At 71.7% G+C, this 21,437-nt stretch carries 21 protein-coding genes; 9 read left to right on the top strand and 12 right to left on the bottom strand.

Features of this window, described 5'->3' with window-relative positions; translation table 11 throughout:
* Positions 1-49: 49 nt before the first annotated feature.
* From MUB56_RS22280 to MUB56_RS22265, 4 genes are all read left to right on the top strand, one after another.
* Complete coding sequence (locus MUB56_RS22280) at positions 50-1,393, top strand: MFS transporter (RefSeq protein WP_244929202.1); 1,344 nt, start codon at positions 50-52, stop codon at positions 1,391-1,393.
* Positions 1,390-2,001: a hypothetical protein gene (locus MUB56_RS22275; protein ID WP_244929201.1), complete on the top strand. Its 612-nt coding sequence runs from the start codon at positions 1,390-1,392 to the stop codon at positions 1,999-2,001. Before MUB56_RS22280 ends, MUB56_RS22275 begins: the two co-directional genes overlap by 4 nt.
* A 99-nt stretch (positions 2,002-2,100) precedes the next feature.
* Positions 2,101-3,750 (top strand): acyl-CoA synthetase, encoded by a 1,650-nt coding sequence (locus MUB56_RS22270; RefSeq protein WP_244929200.1) that lies wholly within the window; start codon positions 2,101-2,103, stop codon positions 3,748-3,750.
* 119 nt (positions 3,751-3,869) lie between these two features.
* Complete coding sequence (locus MUB56_RS22265; protein WP_244929199.1) at positions 3,870-4,073, top strand: hypothetical protein; 204 nt, start codon at positions 3,870-3,872, stop codon at positions 4,071-4,073.
* 205 nt (positions 4,074-4,278) lie between these two features.
* Here MUB56_RS22265 and MUB56_RS22260 read toward each other — a convergent pair whose 3' ends face one another.
* From MUB56_RS22260 to MUB56_RS22240, 5 genes are all read right to left on the bottom strand, one after another.
* The gene (locus tag MUB56_RS22260; protein WP_244929198.1) at positions 4,279-4,878 is read right to left on the bottom strand and encodes a class I SAM-dependent methyltransferase; all 600 of its coding nucleotides are present in this window, start codon (positions 4,876-4,878) and stop codon (positions 4,279-4,281) included.
* Entirely contained in the window at positions 4,875-6,545 is a 1,671-nt protein-coding gene (locus tag MUB56_RS22255; protein ID WP_244929197.1) for a hypothetical protein, read from the bottom strand. The genes MUB56_RS22260 and MUB56_RS22255 overlap by 4 nt, the downstream gene beginning before the upstream one ends.
* On the bottom strand, positions 6,542-8,185 hold the full coding sequence (locus MUB56_RS22250; protein WP_244929196.1) for an HEXXH motif-containing putative peptide modification protein: 1,644 nt from the start codon (positions 8,183-8,185) through the stop codon (positions 6,542-6,544). Before MUB56_RS22250 ends, MUB56_RS22255 begins: the two co-directional genes overlap by 4 nt.
* A complete protein-coding gene (locus tag MUB56_RS22245; RefSeq protein ID WP_244929195.1) occupies positions 8,182-9,396 on the bottom strand; it encodes a class I SAM-dependent methyltransferase in 1,215 nt (404 codons plus the stop codon). Before MUB56_RS22245 ends, MUB56_RS22250 begins: the two co-directional genes overlap by 4 nt.
* An 86-nt stretch (positions 9,397-9,482) precedes the next feature.
* Positions 9,483-10,694: an FxsB family cyclophane-forming radical SAM/SPASM peptide maturase gene (locus MUB56_RS22240; RefSeq protein WP_244929194.1), complete on the bottom strand. Its 1,212-nt coding sequence runs from the start codon at positions 10,692-10,694 to the stop codon at positions 9,483-9,485.
* Positions 10,695-10,709: 15 nt separating this feature from the next.
* Here MUB56_RS22240 and MUB56_RS22235 point away from each other — a divergent pair, with 15 nt between their 5' ends.
* Positions 10,710-10,907, top strand: coding sequence for a hypothetical protein (locus MUB56_RS22235; RefSeq protein ID WP_244929193.1), 198 nt, complete (start codon positions 10,710-10,712; stop codon positions 10,905-10,907).
* A 400-nt stretch (positions 10,908-11,307) separates the two neighbouring features.
* Here MUB56_RS22235 and MUB56_RS22230 read toward each other — a convergent pair whose 3' ends face one another.
* On the bottom strand, positions 11,308-11,568 hold the full coding sequence (locus tag MUB56_RS22230) for a hypothetical protein (protein ID WP_244929192.1): 261 nt from the start codon (positions 11,566-11,568) through the stop codon (positions 11,308-11,310).
* Between the two features lie 284 nt (positions 11,569-11,852).
* Positions 11,853-13,598, bottom strand: a complete 1,746-nt coding sequence (locus tag MUB56_RS22225) for a GMC family oxidoreductase (RefSeq protein WP_244929191.1) — start codon at positions 13,596-13,598, stop codon at positions 11,853-11,855.
* Between the two features lie 125 nt (positions 13,599-13,723).
* Here MUB56_RS22225 and MUB56_RS22220 point away from each other — a divergent pair, with 125 nt between their 5' ends.
* A complete protein-coding gene (locus MUB56_RS22220) occupies positions 13,724-14,254 on the top strand; it encodes a DNA starvation/stationary phase protection protein (RefSeq protein WP_244929190.1) in 531 nt (176 codons plus the stop codon).
* Between the two features lie 117 nt (positions 14,255-14,371).
* Here the strand turns inward: MUB56_RS22220 and MUB56_RS22215 are convergent, their stop codons facing one another.
* Complete coding sequence (locus MUB56_RS22215) at positions 14,372-14,968, bottom strand: acetoacetate decarboxylase family protein (RefSeq protein ID WP_244929189.1); 597 nt, start codon at positions 14,966-14,968, stop codon at positions 14,372-14,374.
* Positions 14,965-16,419 carry an NAD(P)/FAD-dependent oxidoreductase gene (locus MUB56_RS22210; protein WP_244929188.1) on the bottom strand — a complete coding sequence of 485 codons (1,455 nt, stop codon included), beginning with the start codon at positions 16,417-16,419 and terminating at the stop codon, positions 14,965-14,967. Before MUB56_RS22210 ends, MUB56_RS22215 begins: the two co-directional genes overlap by 4 nt.
* Before the next feature lie 69 nt (positions 16,420-16,488).
* Here MUB56_RS22210 and MUB56_RS22205 point away from each other — a divergent pair, with 69 nt between their 5' ends.
* Complete coding sequence (locus MUB56_RS22205; RefSeq protein WP_244929187.1) at positions 16,489-17,439, top strand: AraC family transcriptional regulator; 951 nt, start codon at positions 16,489-16,491, stop codon at positions 17,437-17,439.
* Positions 17,440-17,445: 6 nt separating this feature from the next.
* On the opposite strand, the gene MUB56_RS22200 is transcribed toward MUB56_RS22205, so the two are convergent.
* From MUB56_RS22200 to MUB56_RS22190, 3 genes are read right to left on the bottom strand one after another with little or no spacing between them, the layout of a single operon-like run.
* Positions 17,446-18,102, bottom strand: a complete 657-nt coding sequence (locus MUB56_RS22200) for a hypothetical protein (RefSeq protein WP_244929186.1) — start codon at positions 18,100-18,102, stop codon at positions 17,446-17,448.
* Positions 18,102-18,686, bottom strand: coding sequence for an RNA polymerase sigma factor (locus MUB56_RS22195; protein WP_244929185.1), 585 nt, complete (start codon positions 18,684-18,686; stop codon positions 18,102-18,104). The genes MUB56_RS22200 and MUB56_RS22195 overlap by 1 nt, the downstream gene beginning before the upstream one ends.
* A 47-nt stretch (positions 18,687-18,733) precedes the next feature.
* Positions 18,734-19,504: a 3-oxoacyl-ACP reductase family protein gene (locus MUB56_RS22190; protein ID WP_244929184.1), complete on the bottom strand. Its 771-nt coding sequence runs from the start codon at positions 19,502-19,504 to the stop codon at positions 18,734-18,736.
* Positions 19,505-19,587: 83 nt separating this feature from the next.
* Here MUB56_RS22190 and MUB56_RS22185 point away from each other — a divergent pair, with 83 nt between their 5' ends.
* Positions 19,588-20,766, top strand: coding sequence for a histidine kinase (locus MUB56_RS22185; protein ID WP_244929183.1), 1,179 nt, complete (start codon positions 19,588-19,590; stop codon positions 20,764-20,766).
* Entirely contained in the window at positions 20,763-21,428 is a 666-nt protein-coding gene (locus MUB56_RS22180) for a response regulator transcription factor (protein WP_244929182.1), read from the top strand. Before MUB56_RS22185 ends, MUB56_RS22180 begins: the two co-directional genes overlap by 4 nt.
* Positions 21,429-21,437: the final 9 nt, after the last annotated feature.

Genomic DNA, 21,437 nt, shown 5'->3' with positions numbered 1-21,437 from the left:
CGCACCTCCCCGGCGCCGTCGTCCTTGGTCGGGTTGACAGGATGCCCACGTGCGTCGTGCCGTGGCCCCTCTGCTCGCCGTGACCGTCGCGCTGGTGCTGGCGGACTCGGCCGTGGTGACGCTGGCCCTGCCCGACATCCTCGCGGAGCTGGACGCCACCGTCGGGCAGGTCGCGTGGGTGCTGATCTCGTTCAACCTGGTGCTGGGCCTCTGTGCCGTGCCGACGGCCATCTGGTTCGACCGGGCTCAACCGCGGATCTTCACCGCGGTCGGCATCGCGGTCTTCGCCGGCGCCTCGGCCTGGTGCGCGGTTGCGGGCTCGATCGACGTGCTGGTCGTGGCGCGGTGCGTGCAGGCGCTCGGCGGCGCGTTGGCGCTGGTCGGGTGCCTGGAGCTCATGGTCGCGGAGTGGGGTGAGCGCCGCGGCGTCGCCGCCTGGGTCACGGCGGGGGTGGTCGGCACCGCCGTCGGACCGGTCGCGGGCGGGCTCCTCACGCAGGCGATCTCGTGGGAGGCCATCTTCGTGGTGCAGGTGCCGTTCGCCGCGCTCGCGGTGCCGGCCGCGCTCGCCGTCCGCGCCGTACCCGTGCTGCCGCCCGACCGGCATCGGCCGGCCGTGCGTCCCAACCTGACCCTCGCCCTGCTGTCGGCCGCGCTCACGGCCGCGCTGTTCCTGCTGGTCCTGCTCCTGGTCGAGGGCTGGGGCCGCTCGCCGGCGACCGCGGCCCTGACCGTGTCCGTCGTCCCGGTGGCGGCCCTCGCCGCTCGCCCGCTCGCCCGCCTGCTGCGGCCCTCGCCCGAGGTGGAGGTCGCGGTGGGTTGCTTCCTGATCGCCGGGGGACTGGTCGGCCTCGCGATCCCGCCCTCGGCCGAGCTCTTCTGGACGGTCGCGCCCCAAGCACTCGTGGGCCTCGGGCTGGGACTGACCATCGACCGGCTGACCGCCCAGGCGATGGAGCTGCGGCTGCCGCGAGCCCGGCACGCGGGGTGGACCATCGGCGCACGGCACGTCGGCGTGGTCGTGGGGCTGGCGATCCTGACGCCGGTCTTCACGGCGGACCTGCAGGACGCCCAGGAGCCCGCCCAGGAGGCGATCGCGTCCCTGGTGCTCGATGCTCCGCTGAGGGCGGAGGACAAGATCTCGATCGCTCGCGCACTCGGCGACGAGCTGACGCAGCAGCGCGGTCAGATCCCCGACCTGCACCGCGCCTTCGCCGCGGCGAACCTCGACCCCGCCGAGCGCCCGGCTGCGGCCGAGCTCGAGCGCGACCTCGACGCCCAGCTGGAGGGTGCGGCCACGCGGGCGTTCCGCGACTCGTTCCTCATCGGCGCCGGCCTCGCGCTCGTCGCCCTGCTCACCGTGATCGCGCCGCGCCGGCGGAGGGCCTCATGAGCGGTCGCCTCCACGCACTCGGTCTGCCGGCGGTCGCGCTGGCCCTGGTGAGCGGAGTGCTCGCCGTACAGCTCGCCAACGGCGGTGGGACGTTCGAGCCGCTCCGGACGGCCGACCCGTGTACGACGCGCGCTGTCACCTCGCGCTCCGACGGCATCGAGGGCCTCACCGAGCGACTCGTGCTGCGCGGCATCGACGAGGCCGCCTGCCGGCTGCACGTCAGCCGCGAGGCGCTCATCCTCGAGCTCGGGCAGTCCGACACCCGCACCGACGCCGAGGTCGAGGCCCTCCACCGAGGCCTGTCGTCCGCGGTCCGAGAGCTGGAGGCCGACGGGTCGTTGCCGCCCGCCTCGGCGCTGGTCGACGAGGCGCTCGACTCCGCCGACCTCAACGGCTTCCTCAAGGCCGCGATCCGTGCGCTCCCGGACTCCGTGGTCGACGCGGCCCTGAAGACCGACGACGTCCTCATCCGCACGATCGACGACCTCGACCTGCGCGCCGTGCTGGCCGACCTCGACAGTCCGCAGGACCTCAACGCCCAGGTGGAGGAAGCGGTGACCCAGGCCGTCAAGGACTCGCTCTCCGATCGCGTCCGCAACCTGCTGTGACGACCGCCGGATCGCCCGGCGGTACCGAAGACGGCTGCGCGCTCCGCGCGTTTCACCTATCGTGCCTAGAACGTGTTCTACCTCACCTGGGAGTGATCGATGACCGACTTCAACCTCTCGACCGTCTTTGCGACCGTGGCGGCCGCGGTCCCGGACCAAGAGGTCGTCGTCTGGCGCGACCTGCGGATGAGCTACGCCGAGATGGACCGCCGCATCGACGGGCTGGCGCACTTCCTGGTCGAGCAGGGTCTGGGCTGCCACACCGAGCGCGACCAGCTCGCCGGGCACGAGTCGGGCCAGGACCAGGTCGGGATCTACCTGCGCAACGGCAACCAGTACATCGAGTCGATGGTCGCCGGCTGCCGCTCCCGCACGGCGGCGTTCAACGTGAACTACCGCTACGTCGAGGAGGAGCTCCTCTACCTGCTCTCCGATGCGGACACCAAGGGCCTGATCTACCACGCCGAGTTCGCGCCGACGGTCGCCGCGATCCGAGACCGGCTGCCCGGCCTGCGGGTTCTGGTGCAGGTCGCCGACGAGTCGGGCAACGCGCTGCTGCCGGGCGCGGTGGACTACGAGGAGGCGCTTCGTACGCCGCGCCCGGCGGCCGGCATGCCCACGCCCAGCGGCGACGACCTGTTCCTGATCTACACCGGCGGCACCACCGGGATGCCGAAGGGCGTGATGTGGCGCCAGGCCGACATCTACGTCAACTCGATGGGCGGCACGCCGTTCGGCGCGACCGAGCCGTACCCCTCCTACGAGGCGATCGGCGAGGCCGCCAAGGCCGCGAACGGCGGGATGGGGCTGCTGATGGTGGCCCCGCTGATGCACGGCGCCGCCCAGTGGTCGACCTTCTTCTCGATCACCTCCGGCGGCCGGATCGTCTTCCCCGACGACGTGAGCACCTTCGACCCGGCCAACGTGCTGATGCTCGCCGCGCGGGAGCGGGTCGCCAGCATCCCGACGGTCGGTGACGCCATCGCCAAGCCGCTGGTCGAGGAGATGGAGCGGACGTCGTACGACCTGTCGGGGCTGTTCGCGCTCGGCAACGGCGGGGCGGCGCTCACGCCCGGTGTGCGTGAGCGGCTCTTCGCCGTCGCGCCGCACGTAATCGTCATCGACTCCGCCGGCGCCTCGGAGACCGGGCTGCAGATGAGCCAGCTGGTCGGCAAGGGCGGCAGCGAGGAGGCGATGGTCTTCGACCCCAAGACCGGCACCGGGGTCGTCGACGACCTGATGACCCGCCAGCTCGGGCCGGGCGAGACGGGCGGCTGGCTCGCGATGCAGGGCCAGATCCCGCTGGGCTACCTCGGTGACGAGGCGAAGACCGCGCGGACCTTCCCGGTCGTCGACGGGGTCCGCTGGGCGGTGCCGGGCGACCGGGCCAACGTGCTCGAGGACGGCCGGATCCAGCTGCTCGGCCGCGAGAGCGTCACCATCAACTCCGGCGGCGAGAAGATCTTCGTCGAGGAGGTCGAGCGCGCGATGTCGGCGCACCCGGCGGTCCGCGACGTGGTGGTCGCCGGCCGGCCCTCGGAGCGGTGGGGGAGCGAGGTCGTCGCGGTCGTCCAGCTGGAGGACGGCAGCACGGCCACCGACGAGGAGCTGCTCGCCGAGTGCGCGATCCACGTCGCCCGCTACAAGCTGCCCAAGGCGATCATCCGGGTGCCCTCGGTGCAGCGCTCGCCCGCCGGCAAGGCGGACTACCGTTGGGCCAAGGACCAGGCAGCCGGTCAGCCGGTCTGACGGATGGGTCGGTTCGGGGACAGGAGGCTCGTGGGGTTGTACGCTCTGCCCGTTCCGGGCTGGCCGGAACCCACCGCCTCGGGCCCGCAGCGATCAGTTCGCCGACGAACGGAGCCGTCATGGCCAGGATCCACCTGAAGGTCACCACCGGTGAGGAGTTCACCGTCAGCAACGCCTTCTACGGCGCCGAGGGCCCGATGGCCGACCGTCGGTCCGCCGAGATCCAGATGAGCTTCATCCTCACCAAGCTTGCTGCGATCGGCACCGACCAGGGTCGCACGGTCAACACTTCGCAGATCGTCTACGAATGGGTGCAGGACTGAGAGATCCAGGCGGCCCGGGTCGGTCGCGGGCCGTCGCTGGTCGCTCGGCGCTGCCGCGCGGTGGACCCTGACGCTGCGGACCATGTCGGCGGCGGGTGGTGCTCAGGACGCCAGGGCCGGCGATCTCGCTGCCCCGGTTCTTCGGACTGTACGTCGACACGATCGTCGACCATCCGGCCCACCGTCGTACGGCCACGTCCTGCGCTTACGTCGGGAGGTCGAGCCAGCCGACCGCCTCACCGTTGCCGTCAGGGTTCCAGCGAATCTCGTCGAAGTCGATTCCGACCCCGGTGAGCTGAGCGATCTTGGCGCCGTTGGCGGCCGGGGTGTCGTAGAAGCCGATGGCGAACCGGCCACGCGGCGCGGTCAGCCCCATGACCTTGCGGAGCCACCTCTGATGGTCTGCCCGCTGGAAATCGAGGTTGTCGCCGACCGCCCAGTACACCTGGTCGAAGTCGGCCGGGTACCCCGGGCGACCCAGCTGCTCCGGGTGCGTGAAGTGATGCTCCCGACCAGGGAACAGCTGCTGGGCCAAGGCGACGCGATCCACGTCGATGTCCACGCCGTACGGCTTCAGGGGCAGCCGCGACCACTCCAGCAGGCAGTGGAGCAGGAACCCGTTGGCGCAGCCGTAGTCCAGCAGCTTCCCGGAGGGGCGGAGGGCCTCGACGAGGAAGCGGCGCGACCCCTCCCAGGCCGCCAACGAGGCCGCGGCGTCGGACAGGTCGCCATCGATGCAGCTGTTCTGGAGGAGTGCCCGCAGCGTCCCAGGGGTCTTGGTGAGACCGGCGAGCGGCCCGATCACGCTGGTGTCCCGTTCGGCGGGGGGAGGACCTCGGCGAGCATGGTGGCCAGCTCGACGTAGGCCGCTCGGCGGTAGTGGAACATGACCGGATCGTGGGGACTGTGGAGATCGTCCATGCCCCGAACCACGCTTCGGACATCGGCGAGGCAGAGGCGGTTGCTCGACGTCGCAGCTGCTTCGAGTGCGCGGTTGAAGACTCGGTGTCGCTCCACCTGGGACTCGCGCCACGCGTACTCGTGACCGTTGTCGACCTCCGGTGCGGTGAGCACCACCACGTGTCTCTCGGGCCCGACCTCCTCCGTCAGGCGGAGCAGCCGCGAGATGATCTCGGACTCGTCCAGCGGCGGGGTGGGCACCCAGTCCCTGAGGAAGAGGTCCCGGCCCGGGTTGTCGCCCCACCAGTGGTTCCAGTCCCACTCGCTGGAGGACGCGTCCAGCCGGACGTAGCTGGGAATCCGCACGCCGGAGACCCGGTGGGTGTAGGTCAGGCACGCACAGTCGACCCAGGGGCTGAGGACCAGGGTGGTCCAGCCGTCCGGCGGCGGGAGGTGGCCGTGCGTCCAGGGGATGGCGTCGAGCAGGTCGCCGTCGGCCGGGTCGCCCAGCAACAGCAACGAGCTGCGCGCGTAGACCTGGGCTCCCCCTCGTTCTTCGGGGAGGAGCCAGATGTCGTCATCGCCGCCCCGCAGGAGTCCGGAGAGGATCTGCAGGTCACAGCCACCGGCCCAGAGGGTCGTCGGCCGCGATGGGGGCGTCGGCGAGGTCTCCGTCCCGACCCTGACCCAGCCTGCGTCGGCGGCCAGGTCGCGCCACTGCTCGCTGCGCACCCGATCGGCACGCCGGACGAATGCCGGCCGGCCGAGCCGGTCATGGACGTGCGCCTCCACTCCCAGGTGGAGAACTCGGCAGGAGAAGAAGAAGTGCTGCAGGGGCCCGTCGAGCGACCGCGCGTAGAAGCCGGTCAGGCCGTAGTCGCCGTACTGGTCGCGGGTCCACACGGCGCCCGAGTCGATGCCCGGCCTCGCGGCCAGCTCGCGCACCTCGGACGGGTTGAGGCGGCTTCCGGTGAAGTTCAGCTGGTTGGCCCGCTGGGAGAGCGCGGCGATTCCCTCGACGTGATCGAGAGCGTCGGCGATGGTGACCGTCACGCCCGACGCCTCCAGGAAGGCCTGGGCATCGCCGGCGCGTCGGGCATCGGTCGTGCGTCGCTCCAGGACTCGGTAGTGGGCGAGCCGGGGCGAGAGCGCGGTCCGGTCCAGCTGGCCGTCGAACGCGGAGAGGTCGGCCGGGTCCGCGGCACGCATCCCGAACAGGTCGATCGCACGTTGCCGGTGCCGTGCCAGGTCGTCGACGACCAGGACGTCGGCGGCGCGCAACCTGGCACTGCTGAGGATGCTGCCGAGCATCTCCTCCTTCGGGGACCAGGAGATCTGCGGGAAGACCATCCACTTGAGAACTCCCAGGCGGGCGAGCTCGACACGCCCACGGACGGGATCGTTGTTCGAGCAGACCGCGCTCATCACGCCGGCACGGCTCAACGGCTCGATCCAGCGGTGCAGGCCGGTCGGGACCGGCACGTCGTCATCGTCCAGGGTCCCGTGCCACAGGGTGCCGTCCAGGTCCCAGACGACGAGCTTGGCCGCTGCGAAGGCGGCTGGCCCGATCACGTCGCCGTGCGGTACGACGCGATCACGGTGTACCGCGGGTACGGGGACAGGTTGGTCGTGACCTCGTGCAGTGCCGAACGGGCAACGTCGAAGAGCAGTCCCTGGCCGAACTGTGGCTGAGTTCCGATCGTCGGGTCATGGTCCGTGGTGAGGAGTCGCAGGTCGCCGCTGCGCAGGTCATGGGGTGTCAGACCGAGCACCAGGCGGTGGCTGAGATCGGCGTGATGAGCGTCGGAGTGGGCGGTGATCCGGTCACCGTTGCGTAGCCGATGCGCCTTCACCGAGGTCAGCTCGAGCCTCACCCCGGTGCGATCTGCGACCAGGGCTGGGACGAGGGAACTCAGCAGCGCCGGTGGCCCCACGTCCAGCTCGCCGCGATCCTGGTGGGGGTAGCCCGGCACGCCACGTGTCCACGAGGTTCGCATCAGCGGCCCGTAGAGCTCGTTCGCGGCCGCGCGTACGTCGGCGCCGTCGAGCAGCAGCCACCCGAAGCCCGGGCCGCTGCCCTGGTCGCCGGCCAGGACGCTCAGTCCGGTGGTGGAGTCCGGCGGTGGAGAGTCGACTCCGCGAAGGTTGGCAACCAGCCATTCCGAGAGCTCGTCGGGCAGCTCGCCGAGCTGTCCGTCCAGCAACCTCCCGGTCACCTCGGCGAGCCACCCATGCTCACGGTCCAGTGCCTCGGCGTTGGCCGAACCGTCGATACCGGCTCGGGCCGCGCGGGAGCGCACGGTGGCAGTACGTCCGAAGGCGATCAGTCCGTGGAGCACGCCGCTGAGGCTGCGCCGCACGCCCGGCTTCCACGGCACGGCGACGTCGGCCGCGGAATCCGGCAGGAGGTCGGGCACGAGCTTCGCCAGGGTCTGCACCAACGCGTGCGACTCCTCGTGTGCGAGTGCTGCCACCAGATCAGTCGGTTCGCGGCCGAAGGAGAGGTAGACGGCCCACGGCGCGGCGTCGTCCGTTCCGGCGTGGGCGACCCCGGGTTCCGGCTCGAGTGGAACCACGTCGCTGAGGTACCGCTCGAACAAGGTCGGCGCGATGGTGGCGGCGAGCTCGCGGGCAGCGGCAAGCTCCTCGGCGGCGGCCGCCGACACGAGTCGCGATCCCGGCCGGACGGCGAACTGGGACATCGACCTCGGACTGCGGAGCAGTGGCTCGAACCCGTCGATCCGCAGCCCGGCGATCGTCGGCATGCTCCAGTGCTCGGCGGCCGGCACTCCGGACCTGATCCTGAGGAACCCGGACGGTGATGCGACGACGAGCCCAGTGCCGGGAAGGGCGACCGGCTCGCTCGAGGGGAGAACGCCGTCGTACTCGACCCCGGCGGACACCGCGGCGGCCGCCTCGAACCGCGAGAATCCTGCGAGCAGTCGGTCCAAGCCATCGCGATCGTTGCCCGCGATCACGGCGTACACCGCATTCAGCCAGCAGTAGCCGGCTGCGTTCGTCACCACCTGCGGCGCTACCGCCAGAACCTCGCTGAGCCGTCTGCCGGCGGTGGTCTCGACCTTCTCCAGGAGCGTCGCGAGGTTCGCGTAGGACGTGCGGACCGACGCGGCAAGGCCCTCGTAGACGGTGAAGCAGTCCCGGGGCCGGACGTCCAGGGCGGCAACACCGGCGAACCTCGTGCTCTGGCTCATCCACGTCCACCTTGCTTCGTCAGTCGGTCGGCCATCACTCGTGCGGAGTGCTCCGTTTCGGCGGCATAGGCCGTCCAGGCGGTGTCGTGGGAAGCGCGCCGGAACAGCACGTCGGCCGCCGTCAACGCGGTGGTGTCACCGTGTAGCGTCCGCACGCGGAGGCCGACCTCGACGTGCACGGACCGGACCTCTCGCAGCGCCTCGGACACCAGCCGCTCGATGCTGGCGATCTGGCCGTTGTCGAAGGTGACCAGCCCGCAGTACGCCTCGGAATAGACGACTCGCGGCCCCGGGCTGACCAGGTGTCCGGCGCACGACGAGTAGGACACGAAGTTCCAGTGCTCGGCGAGCGCGAGGACCAACGGCCGGATGCGGTCCTCGATCGCACGCGCGAAGTCGGGATGGTGTCTGGAGAGTGACGCGCCCTGGCCGAGCGCGAGCGCACCTGCCGGCCGCACCCGCCGGGTCGCGTCGGGAGCTGCCCACGTAATGGGCCTGCGGTTGCGCGGGTGCTGAGGGTTAGCCCAGGAGTCCAGGAAGTCCGTGAGGTCGCTCAGGTAGTTGAAGCCCTTCGTGGCGCGCAGGAAGTAGAACAAGGACGACGAGCCGTCAGGGTGCTCCAGCGGGCGTGTGGCCTCCACCTGGAAGCCGCAGTCCTCGGCAATCGAGCGCCAGCGATCGGGGGCCACCTGAAGGGCGTGCACGTCGGCGGCGGAGGTTCGACCGTGAGCGACCACGTCGAAGTGGTGAAGGTGCCCGGTGGGCGTCGGCGTCCGCACCTCCTCGACGGTGATTCCGCGGTTGGACCAGTGGATCGCGCCTGCTTCCGCGGGCATCACCTCGACCACCAGGAGGCCGTAGTCCGGCATCGCCCCACGCAGCCGCTGAAGAGATCGAACCAAGGTCGGCTGGTCGTCGACGAGCAGAGCGCAGTGCGAGAACGCGCAGACCACGTCGAAGGCGCCGTGCTCGGCGAGGTCGTGGAAGCTGCCGTGCTCGACGACCGCGCCGGTGGCGAAGTCGCGTGCGATGTCGACGAGAGCCTCGGACGACTCGATGCCCACCGCTTCGCTGGCCTGGTCGGCCAGGGCGACGAGATGTCGTCCGACGCCGCAGCCCAGGTCGGCGACGCGTTTCGAGAGGAGGTCCGGGACGTAGTCGGTCACTAGCTCGACGACACGGGCCGCCTCCTCCAGGCTGTCCTCGGTCATCCCGACAGCCGTGAGCTGCAACCAGAGGTCGTCGGGCGTGTCCCGAGAGCGCTGTTCGAGACTGGCCAGGACGCGGGACCAGCTCGTCATTGCGCAGCCAGCACGCCGGTGGCTACGCCGATCCGCGCCTCGAGGTCCCGACCGATCACCTCGATGAGGGTGTAGAGGTCGGAGCAGTAGACGGTGGGGTTCTTGAAGCCATTGACCTGGTCGAATCGATGCGTGATCAGGCCACCGCCGCAGGTGTCCACCAACGCGCAGTCCGAGCAGCTGTCCGCGAGTGCGGATCGTCCGAGTTGGCGAGAGGTGACGCCCGGGTGTCGAAGGAGGTCGTCCACCCGGTGGGTCAGGACGTTCGCTCCCGTTTCGGCCGCACCCTCGTAGGTGACACCGACGTGGTCGACGAGCTCCAGCCCGCCATCGGCCTCGACGACTGCCAGCCGAGCCGGAGAGACACCCAGGGTCTCGAAGGAATGCTGGCCCCCGAGGAGGAGATGGATGATGTCGTCGAAGATGCGCACGCGCATGCGGTCGGGATCGTCGGCCCACTCCTCGTAGATCGCGAGCAACCATTCCGCGTACGGCGCCGGCGCCGACGGCGTCCGGTCGGTCGCCGTCTTTCCCGGCGGCAGCAGCTCCCAGGTGCCGTGCGGGAACAGGAAGTCGACGCTGCGGAACCCGCAGTCGGCGATGGCCCGGTAGGTACGCGCCGGATCCGCGGTGATGTCGATGACTGCGAGTGCCCCCTGGAGCAGTCCTTCGTGCTGAGCCAGCAGCTGGACGCCACGCACCGTGCGGGCGTACGACGACTTCCCGCCCAGGTCCAGCCGGTGCTTGTTGCCCTCCTCGTCACCGTCGAGGCTGACCCCGACCCGGAGGCCCATCGCCGCGAGGTCGGCGGCGACCTCCTCGGTGATCAGGGTCCCGTTGGTCTGGATCGAGTACTCGGCCGGCAGGTCGCCGAGCTCCTGGCTGATCGAGTCGTACAGCCGGCGTACCGGCGCCACGCCGCGCAACAGCGGCTCTCCACCATGGAAGGAGATCCCCACGCTCGTGAGTCCATGGGTCTCGGCGTGTGCACGGATCCGACGTGCCGCCATCCGGGCGATGTCCGGTGTCATGAACCGTGGCGCGGTGCGCCAGGACTCGTCGCCCAGGTTGTAGACGTAGCAGTAGTCGCAGTTCAGATTGCACCGAGACTCGATCTTGAAGATGAACTCGTTGAGCGGCGAAGGGGTCCAGCCGGTGCCGATCAGGTGGTCGTAGTCGCAAGACCCGTCAAACGGCCAAAGGTGCACTGGCGATCAGGCGTTGTGACTGCCGAACTGACCATGCTTGAAGAAGTCGACGTGCTGGCCGTCGGCCTCATCCTTGAGGCGCTGGAGCGCCTGGCCGAGAAGGGTGTCGTTCGCAGCCGCGGTTTCGAGGAGTTCGGACAGGTCCTCGGCATTCTGATGCATGTGATTGCTCCCCTTGATTTCGAGTTGCCTGAAGTTGGCGCCGATTGTTGATGAATCGCCTGAGTCCTTGCAAGAAGCTCCAGCAGAAATCACGACTGGTCTGGATGGCTCGGCCCGGACGGCGCAGCAGCAAGGGCACGTGTGGGGACGCGACACGCGGCCGCTTCGATCAGGAGCGCAGGCGAGAGGTCGGCTGACGCGACTCTCGTCCCCCGGACGTCCACCAACCACCCGGCGTCCTCGTCGTACTCGAAGCTGTAACCCGGCCGGCAGGCGGCGAAGCGGCTTCGCATGGACTTGAGGCCGGCGCGAAAGCCGCCCACCTGGGTCTCCCGCTCGACGTGACGCGAGCAGGAGACCGCAAACAGGCAGGACCGGGTCCGTGGAAACCGTCGCGACACCAGGCGGTACAGCCTGATCGCGAGAATGAGAGACCACGCGGCAGGTGACCTCATGAATTGCTGAAGACGGCCACGTAGGCGGAGACGCTGGCGCGTTGCTCGGGTGTGCTCGGGATGGCGCCGAGGCCGAGGCAGCCGTTCGTCCCAGGGGTGGCGGGCGTGACGATGGTGGTGTCGATGGTCTCCAGTCCGTGGAAGGTCCATCCGTTGGAGGCGTACTGGTTAACCAGCGCCTCAAGCTGCGCAGCGGCCCGAGCGGCCCCCTCCCCGGCCTGGATCTGCGCGTTGAACGGGACGACCTTGTAGGCCATGGAAACTCCTAGGAATCGGGCGACGCATGGGCGCCATCTGCCACGTGGATTACGACGGATCCCGAGGGCCGTCACCTTAGCGGCACCGAAGATGGTCGCGAGTGGTTTCCATTGATCGGACGTTGATGGGCAGCCGAAATTTCAGGCCGTCCGATTATCGGCGCATTCTGCTCTTTCGCACGTTTCTTGTGGGCATGGAAATAAAAGGGGTGTCGAGTCGACGGTGTCGGACCGTTCCAGTCGGCTCTCGACCATGCGGGTCCGCGAGTCGTGCCGAGGTCCGGTCAGCCGCGCCGCGACTTCGCCGCGGACGACCTCGTGGCCGCCGCCCGACCCGGGTGGGCCGGCGCGACGTAGAGCGGCAGGCGCAGCGCCGCCGGCGCGCTCGGAGGTACGACGGGGGCGCGCGGCGCGACCGCGGCCAGCCGCGTGTAGCCGGCCGCGGGCCGCGGGTCGGCCTCGCCCCGGTTCGGCCACAGCGACGCGGCCCGCTCCGCCATCGCGGTGATGGTCAGCGACGGATTCACCCCGAGGTTGGCGGCGACGACGGAGCCGTCCATCACGTGCAGGCCGGGATAGCCGTGCACCCGGTGGTAGGGGTCGACGACGCCGGTCTCGCGGGTCACCCCGATCGGGCAGCCGCCGAGGAAGTGGGCGGTGATCGGGATGTCGAACGCCTCGTTCCAGCCGGCCCCGGGGATGCCGACCATCCGCTTCGCGATCTGCCGACCGACCAGGTTGGCCTCCGGCAGGTGGGTGGGGTTGGGCTCGCCGATGCCCTGCCGGGTCGTCATCACCCGGCCGCGGCCGAGTCGCCGGCGCTTGGTGAAGGTGGTGAGCGAGTTGTCGTCGGTCTGCATGACCAGCAGGCCGATGGTCTGCTCCGACCAGCCGCGCGGGTCGTGCAGCCGGCGCAGGTCGCGGCGCCCGCGCCACATCTCCCGGAGCATCAGGCCGAGCCGGCGCCGGCCCGGCTGGGGGTCGGTCATGGTGGCCATGGCCAGGCCCATCGTGTTCGAGCCCTTCCCGTAGCGGCAGGGCTCGACGTGGGTGCGCTCGTCGAGGTGGATCGAGGAGGTGATCGCGACCCCCTCGGTGTAGTCCACGTCGTCGCCACGGGCCCGCACCGCCAGGCCGGCCTCGGAGTTGGTCCGGGTCAGCTCGCCCAGCCGGGGGGACAGGTCGGGCAGCGTGCCCGCGTCCCGCAGTCCGTGCAGCAGCTTCTGGGTGCCGAGGGAGGCGGCCGCGAAGACGACGTGCTCGGCGGTGAACGTCCGACGTGTCCGGCGGCGGCCGGTGTGGTGGGTCTCGACGGCGTACCCGCCGGTGGGCAGCGGGCGCACGTCGGTCACGGTGGTCAGCGGGTGCACGGTCGCCCCGCCCCGCTCGGCCAGGTGCAGGTAGTTCTTGACCAGGGTGTTCTTCGCGTTGTGGCGACAGCCGGTCATGCACTCCCCGCAGTGCCGGCAGGCGTTCCGGTCGGGCCCGACCCCGCCGAAGAACGGGTCGCCGACGGGCGCGCCCGGCTCCGGACCGAGCACGACGCCGACGTCGGTCGGCCGCCAGCTGTCGCGGACGCCGAGATCGTCGGCGACCTGCTGCATGATCCGGTCCGCCGGGGTGACCCGGTCGTACGTCGTGACGCCGAGCATCCGGCGGGCCTGGTCGTACCAGGGCGCGAGCTCCGCCTCCCAGTCGGTCACGTCGCGCCAGTGCGGGTCGTCGTAGAACGACCGGCCCGGCTGGTAGAGCGTGTTGCCGTAGACCAGTGAGCCGCCGCCCACGCCGGCGCCGCTGACGACCAGCACGTCGCGGAGCAGGTCGAAGCGCTGGATGCCGAACATCTTCAGCGCGGGCACGAAGAGGTACTTCTTGGTGTCCCACGAGGTCGCGGCGTACTCGTCGTCGGCGAAGCGGCGACCGGCCTCGAGCACGCCCACGTCGTACCCCTTCTCGGTGAGCCGGAGCGCCGTGACGCTGCCGCCGAAACCGGAGCCGATGACGAGGACGTCGTGGTCGAAGGAGGCCATGGCGGGACAGTACGACGAGTTGCGGACGTTCGTCGTCGGAATCTCGTTCAGGCAAGGCTCACCTTTCTGGAATCATTCCAGAAAACCTGGTTGGGTGGTGACGTCACCGACCGAAAGGAACTCTCGTGTCCGACCTTCTCCACGCCGGCGCTCCCACCCACGTCGCCCGGCCCGCCTTCCAGGCCTCCGCCCAGCTCGCCGCCCACCTGCAGCAGCTGCTCGTCGACCTGACCGACCTCCACCTGCAGGGCAAGCAGGCCCACTGGAACGTCGTCGGCCTGAACTTCCGCGACCTGCACCTCGCACTCGACGAGGTCGTCGACGCGGCCCGCGAGTTCTCCGACACCGTCGCCGAGCGGATGCGCGCGATCTACGCCGCCCCCGACGCCCGCGCGGCCACCGTCGCCGAGCGGACCAGCCTCGCGACGTTCCCGGCCGACGAGGTCAACACCTCGCAGACCGTCGACCTGATCGCCGCCGCGCTGTACGCCGTCGCCGGCACCGCGCGCCGGATCCACGACGAGGTCGACGCCGAGGACCCCACCTCGGCCGACATCCTGCACGCCATCCTGGAGCGCCTCGAGCAGCTCGCCTGGATGATCGACTCCGAGAACCGGGTCGCCGGCAAGAGCCTCCCGCGCCCTGTGCACCGCTGAGACGCAGTCCCAACAGCCTCAGGGGTCACTGAGCTGTCGAGGAACTCATTGCTCTGTCGTGATGCTTCATGACAGGGGCGTGAGTTTCTCCGCCCAGGCGGAGAAACTGTCTCGGCGTCACGACCCGAACCGCATCGCGAAGTCCTCGGCCACGACCGAGGTGACCGGACGGCCCGCTCGCAGCCAGGCGAGCGGGCCGTCGGCGTCCAGGTCCCAGGTGCCGCGGGACGGCCGGATCCGACCGCCGGTGCGGATCGGGCTCGCGAGGGTGCGGCCGGCGCGGGTCTGGACGGTGGACCCCCGCAGCACGCGGGGGACGGGGAGGCCCGGCACGCCCCGCGGGGTGAACGAGGCGGAGGCGATCGGACCGGCGACGGTGGACGCGCGCAGCGAGCCGAAGGTGGCCAGCTCCTTGGGGATGCCCCACAGCTCGCGGCCGCCGCGCATCGAGGTCTCGCTGTCGACCCAGATGTCGGTGATCGAGAGTCCCACCCGCCGCCCGAACCGGACGAGCACGCCGGCGAGCAGCTCGTCGTAGGCCATCAGCCCACGGTCGTCGTACGTCACGAACGCGGTGGCGACCAGCGCCTGGTCGCGCACCGTGAGGGGCCGCGCGGAGAGGGGCAGGACGGGCAGTGTGCCGACCGGGACCCGCCACAGCGTCACGTGACCGACGCCGGTGAGGTCCCAGGGCTCGGGCGGGAAGTCGGTCACCGGATCTCCTCCAGGTCGTTCCAGTCGACGTGCGCGAGCCGGGCGCGGTACTCCGCGACCAGGCCCGGCCAGTTGGTGGTGATCCGGGCGCCGTCGAGGTACCAGCTGTCGCAGCCGGCGAACGCGCTGCGGCCGAGTCGCTCCTGCATCTCGCGGTCGTAGTCGTCGTACCGCTCCGGTCGTACGCCGACCACCCGGGCTCCACCGTCGGCGATCCGGCCCGCGATCTGCGCGACGTACTCGGCCTGCGCCTCCAGCATGTTGACGATCGAGCTGCCGCCGAGGTTGGTGTTGGGGCCGTAGATGCAGAACAGGTTCGGGAAGCCCGGCACGCTCATCCCGAGGTGGGCGCGGGCGCCGTCGGCCCAGGCCTCGTGCAGGTCCCGGCCGCCGACGCCGGTGACGGTGAGCGGGCCGAGGAACCGGGTGGCTGCGAAGCCGGTGCCCCAGATGACGACGTCGACCTCGTGCAGGCGGCCGTCGGCGGTCCGGATGCCGGTGGGCTCCAGGCCCGTCACGTCGTCGGTGACGACCTCGACGTGGGGCCGGTCGAGGGCGGGGTACCAGTCGTTGGAGAAGAGCAGCCGCTTGCAGCCCAGGTCGTAGTCGGGCACCAGCCTGCGGCGCAGATCCGGGTCGGCGACCTGGCGGCGCAGGTGAGCGCGCCAACCGAGCCGGAGGGCGCCGAGCAGCGGGCGGCTGATCGGCGAGTCGCCGGACAGCGCCGCGTTGAACCGCTCGGTGAGCCAGAACCAGGAGCGCCGCTCGGCTCGGATCAGCCCTGGATGGCGGCGGAACAGCCGGTGGTGCCGGGGCCGGTAGGCCTGGTCCGGCTTCGGGACGACGTACGGCGCGGAGCGCTGGAAGACCGTCATGGTGCCGACGCGGTCGACGATGCCCGGCACCAGCTGGATCGCGCTGGCGCCGGTGCCGATGACCGCGACCCGCTGGCCGGTGAGGTCGACGTCGTGGCGCCACTGGGCGGAGTGGAAGGTCGGCCCGTCGAAGCCGCCCGGGATCGCGGGGACCACCGGGTTGGACAGCTGGCCCAGGGCGGGGACCACCAGATCGGCGTCGTACGTCGTGCCGCCGGCGGTCGCGACCCGCCAGCGGGAGGTGGTCTCGTCGAACGTCACGGCGGTGACCTCGACGCCGGTGTGGACCAGGTCGAGCAGCCCGGCATCGGCGGCGGCCTTGCGGAGGTAGTCGAGGATCTCGGGCTGGGTGCCGTAGCGGCGGCTCCAGTCGGGCTTGACCGCCCACGACCAGGAGTAGAGCGGCGACGGCACGTCGCAGGCGGCGCCCGGGTAGGTGTTGTCCCGCCACACGCCGCCGACCTCGTCGGCGCGCTCCAGCACCACGATGTCGTCCAGGCCCCGCTCGCGCAGCGCGTGCGCGACGCCCAGCCCGCCGAAGCCGGCTCCGATCACGACCACCCGTGGCTGTCCCATGCGACGACGGTAGGAAGCAGCGGCCCGATCCGGGAGTGCGCGACCGGGCTGTGGTTGATAATTCCGGACATGCGCCTCCCGCCCCCGGCTGCCGACGACTGGGAGTTCCCCCGTGCCGTCGCGGGCATCGCCCACCTCGTGGAGTACGCCGCGGCCCGCGGCGCGGACCGCTCCGCCCTGCTGGCCGGGACCGGGCTCGGGCTCGCGGACCTCGCGGTCGCCGACCGCGAGGTGACCGCGGCGCAGGAGCTGCGGGTGGTGCGCACCCTGCAGCGACTCTTCCCCGGGGCGGGCGCCGACGTCGGGGCGACGTACCGGCCGGAGAGCTTCGGGGTCTTCGGCTTCGCGCTGCTCGCCAGCCGGACGGTGCTGGACGCGATGGAGCTCGCGCTGCGCTTCATCGACCTCAGCTACACCTTCGCGATCCCGAGCGCCGAGATCGTCGGCGACCGGGTGGTGGTCACCGTCGACGGCACCCGGCTGCCGCGCGACGTGCGGGCCTTCCTGGTCGCCCGGGACGCGCGTGCGATCGACGCGGTCCTCGCCGGGCTGGTGCCGGGCGGGGTCGGTGCCCGGCTGGCCCTGGACGAGGACGTCGCCACCCTCGAGCTGGCGGCCGCCGAGCTCGACCGACCGCTGCCACCCCGCGGCTCACCCGAGGTCGCCGAGGCGATGTGCCGCGACGTCGTGGCCCCCCGGCGATCTCGGACCGGCGTCGTCGGCGACGTCCGGGTGCTGATCACCCAGCAGCTCCCCGAGGGGGCGCCGATGGGCGCGGTGGCGGCCGAGCTCGGGCTCACCGAGCGCAGCCTGCGTCGCCGGCTGAGCGCCGAGCAGACCAGCTACCAGGCGGTGCTCGACGAGGTCCGCTCGGCGCTGGCCCGCTCGCTCCTCGGCGGCCGGGCGACCATCCCGGTGGCCGACGTCGCCGCCCGGCTGGGGTACGCCGACGCCGCGGCGTTCACGCACGCGTTCCGGCGCTGGACCGGGACGACGCCCGCGACGTACCGGGACCGCTGACGACGCTCAGAGCGAGACCATCGCCCCGCAGGTGGTGTCGCCGAACCGGTAGCTCGCCACCAGCGACGTGCCGTCGCTGCCGGTGACCGTGGTCAGCTCCAGAGCGTTGCCCTCGGCGAGGGTGGGCCCGGCGAGTGTGACGACGTACTCGTCGCCGTCGCGCTCCAGGGCGATCGGCGGGGTGCCGGCAGCGGTCAGGCCGCAGGTCGAGCCCGGGTCGTCGGACGGGCCGTTCGTGAACGTGCTGTCCATCGGGGTGGGGTCCTCGGGAGCGAGGCCCTCGGGGAACGCGAGGTCGTCGCCGACGCTGATCCCGCCGTCCTGGTCGACGGTGATCGTCGAGCCGCTGCCGCCGTACTCCACGTCGGCGGTGACGCCGCGTTCGGCGAGCGCGGCCTCGAGCTCGTCGGCGTCGGTCAGCTCCAGGATCCGGATGACGGTGGATCCGTCCGTGCCGGACTCCACGGCGAAGGCGGGCGAGCCGCCGGTGAGGACGGCCGCGCCGGTGGCGGCGGCGACCGTGCCGGCGGCAGCCACGGCGGCGAGCCGGATCCGGCGCGACCGGGGGGCCCGGGTGGGGGTGGCGCTGCGCTGGACGACGACGGAGCGCAGCTCCGTGAGCAGCTGCTGCTCGAAGCTGTCGAGGTGGGTGGGCGTGGACATCAGGTGGCCTCCTGGGTGTGCAGTCGGGACGGTCGGCCCGCCGACTGGATGAGTTGATCGACCCGGGCGCGGCTGCGGTGCAGCCGGACCCGCGCGGTGGCCGGCTTCACCCCCAGCACGGCCGCGGCGTCGGTGATGGTGAGCCCGTCGAGCGCGACCAGCTCGAAGAGCCGTCGGTCGCGCTCGGGCAGGTCCACCAGGGCGTGGTGGACCGCACGCAGCTCGTGCTCGGCATCGATGCGCTCCTCGATGCGAGCCAGCGCATCCGGCTCCAGGTGACGCCGGCCGGCGGCGCGCTGGACGGCCGAGCGCTCCCGTGCGCGGCGTCGTACCTGGTCGGCCAGCACGTTGCGGGCGATGCCGTAGAGCCAGCCGAGGGGGCTGCCCCGGTCGGGGCGGTACGACCCCGACGCGTCGAGGGCAGCCAGGAAGATGTCCGAGGTCAGGTCGGCGGCCCACGCGGGATCGTCGACGCGCCTGGCCACGAAGCGGCCCACCGCCTCGACGTGCTCGCGGTAGAACGCCTCGAACGCATCGGGATCGCGGCCGATGGCGGCGACCGGTCCGGCGTGGTGCTCTGTCATGCCCCTACTTGGTCCGCGCGGCCGCGAGCGTTACAGACCGGCTCGGGTCAGGTGATCGTCAGGCCGCCGTCGACGGCGAGGGTCTGGCCGGTGATGTAGCCGCCCGCGGGGGAGGCGAGGAAGACCGCGGTCGCGGCGAGCTCGCGCGGGTCGCCCTTGCGGCCGGCCGGCGTGCGCGGGCTCTGGGACTCGAGGTAGCCGGGCGGGTACTGCTCGGTCATCTCGGAGGTGAAGAACCCCGGCGCGATCGCGTTGACCCGGATGCCCTTGCGCCCGGTCCACTGCTGGGCCAGGTCGCGGGTCAGGCCGATCAGCCCGGCCTTGGACGCGGCGTACGCCGCCTGCGGCAGGCCCGCGGTGGTGAGGGCGAGGACCGAGGAGATGTTGATGATGGCCGACCCGGGCTGCATGACGCGGCCGCAGGCCTGGGCCATCCAGTAGCAGCCGTTGAGGTTGACGTCGATGACCTGGCGGAACTGCTCGGGGGTCTCGCGGGTGGCGGGGACCGCCGTACCGATGCCGGCGTTGTTGACGAGCACGTCGACGTGGCCGAACTCCTCCATCGCCAGCGCGACGAGGTTCGTGCACGCCTCGGGGTCGGCGACGTCGGTCTGCACCGAGAGCGCCTTGCGGCCGGCGGCCTCGACGAGGGCGGCGGTCTCGGCGAGCCGGTCGACGCGGCGCGCGCCCAGCACCACGTCGGCGCCCGCCTCCGCGAAGCCCTGCGCGAAGGCCACGCCGAGACCGCTGGAGGCTCCGGTGACGACGACGACCTTGCCGTCGAGACGGAACAGGTCGGGAAGGAGGGTGTCGGTCACCCTCGCCACTCTAAGCGCGCCCCACCGCCGTTGCCGAGCACTACGGTGGAGGTCAGCGGCGCGGCCGCGGAGAGGAGCACCCGGTGCCGGTGACCTGGCGGACCAGCGGGCGGCTCGCGGTGCTGCTGGCCGCCGTCGCGCTCGTGTGTGTCCAGGCGCCCCTGCTCGTCACCGGGCACGACGTCGCCTGGGGTCTGGCGATCGGCCTGGCCCTGGCGCACGGTGCCGCGGCGCCGATCGCCCTGGGACGGCCGCTGTCGGGCGCGGCGCTCGCTCTCCTGGCCGCGGCCGCGCAGATGCTCGTCACGATGCAGGACGCGAGCGGGCAGTGGCCCTGGGCGGTGGCCCCGCTGCTCACCCAGCTGCTCGTGCTGGTGGTGCTGGCGATGGTCGACGACCGGCCGGTGGCGGTGGGCTGCCTGGGCGCCTCGGTGCTGCTGGGCGTCGTCCTCGCCCTCGTCGGCCTGCCCTGGCGGCACGGTCCGGACTCGCTGGCCAACGTGGTGCTGTTCGCCTCGCTCGGGGTGGTGGCCGTCGCACTCGGCGTCGGCGGCTCGCGGCTCACCGCGATCGCCGACGCCCTGCGTCAGGAGCGGGTGATCAGCGCCGAGGAGCAGGCCCGGCGACTGGTCGTCGAGGAGAAGGCCCGGGTGGCCCGGGAGCTGCACGACGTGATCGCCCACAACATGTCGCTGATCACCGTCCAGGCCCGGTCCGCGGCGCACCGGATGCCCGGGCTGCCCACCGCGGCCGCGGCCGAGTTCGAGGAGATCGCCGTGCGGGCCGCGGAGGCGCTCTCGCAGATGCGCGGCGTGCTGACCGTGTTGCGGACCGAGCCGGGACAGTCCGGCCGCCGGCCGGTGCCGGGCCTCGATCAGGTCCCGGAGCTGCTGGCGAGCGTGCGCGAGGCGGGGGAGGAGATCCGCGACGACTGGTCGCTGCCCGCCCGGACGGTTGTGGACGAGGAGGTGGGCGCGAGCGCCTACCGGATCGTCCAGGAGGCGCTCAGCAACGCCCGCCGGCACGCGGTGGGCCATCCGGCCGAGGTGAAGGCCCGCCTCGAGGGCGGCGGGCTCGCGCTCACCGTGACGAACACCCTCGACGGGCCGCTCGGGACCGCGGCCCCCGGGCACGGCCTGGTGGGCATGCGGGAACGGGCCGCGGCCGTCGGCGGCCGGGTCCGGACCGGCGAGCTGGAGCCGGGCTCGTTCGTCGTGAGCGCCTGGCTGCCGCTGCACCGCCCGCCCGGGGGCGAGGCATGAGCATCCGGGTCGTCGTGGTCGACGACCAGGAGATGGTGCGGGCCGGCTTCGCCGCCCTGCTCGGCGCCGAGCCCGACATCGCGGTCGTGGCCACGGCGGCCGACGGCGCTGCCGCGGTGACCGTCGTACGACGGGTGCAGCCGGACCTGGTGCTGATGGACGTCCGGATGCCGGTGCTCGACGGGATCGAGGCGCTGCGCCAGATCCTGCGCGACCCGGCGAACGCCGGCGTTCGCGTCGTCATGCTCACCACCTTCGACGCCGACGACTACGTCATCGAGTCGCTGCGGGCCGGCGCCAGCGGGTTCCTGCTCAAGGACGCCTCACCCGCCGAGCTGGCCGACGCGGTCCGGGTCGTGGCGGGCGGCGACGCCCTGCTGTCGCCGGCGGTGACGCGGCAGGTGATCGAGCGGTTGGTCACGGGGTCGCCCCGCCGGCGCCGTCAGGACCCCCGGCTGCGCCGACTGACCGAGCGCGAGCGGGAGGTGCTGGTGCTGCTCGCCGCGGGTCGCTCCAACGCGGAGATCGCGGTCGACCTGGTGCTGGCCGAGCAGACGGTCAAGACCCACGTGAGCAGGATCTTCGCCAAGCTCGACCTGCGCGACCGCGCCCAGGCGGTGGTGCTCGCCTACGAGTCGGGCCTGGTCGCCCCGCAGGAGTGACCCCCTACT

Origin of the sequence: Nocardioides sp. W7 (assembly GCF_022919075.1) — a bacterium.
Classification (GTDB): domain Bacteria; phylum Actinomycetota; class Actinomycetes; order Propionibacteriales; family Nocardioidaceae; genus Nocardioides.
This window is presented reverse-complemented; position numbering and strand designations above follow the sequence as displayed.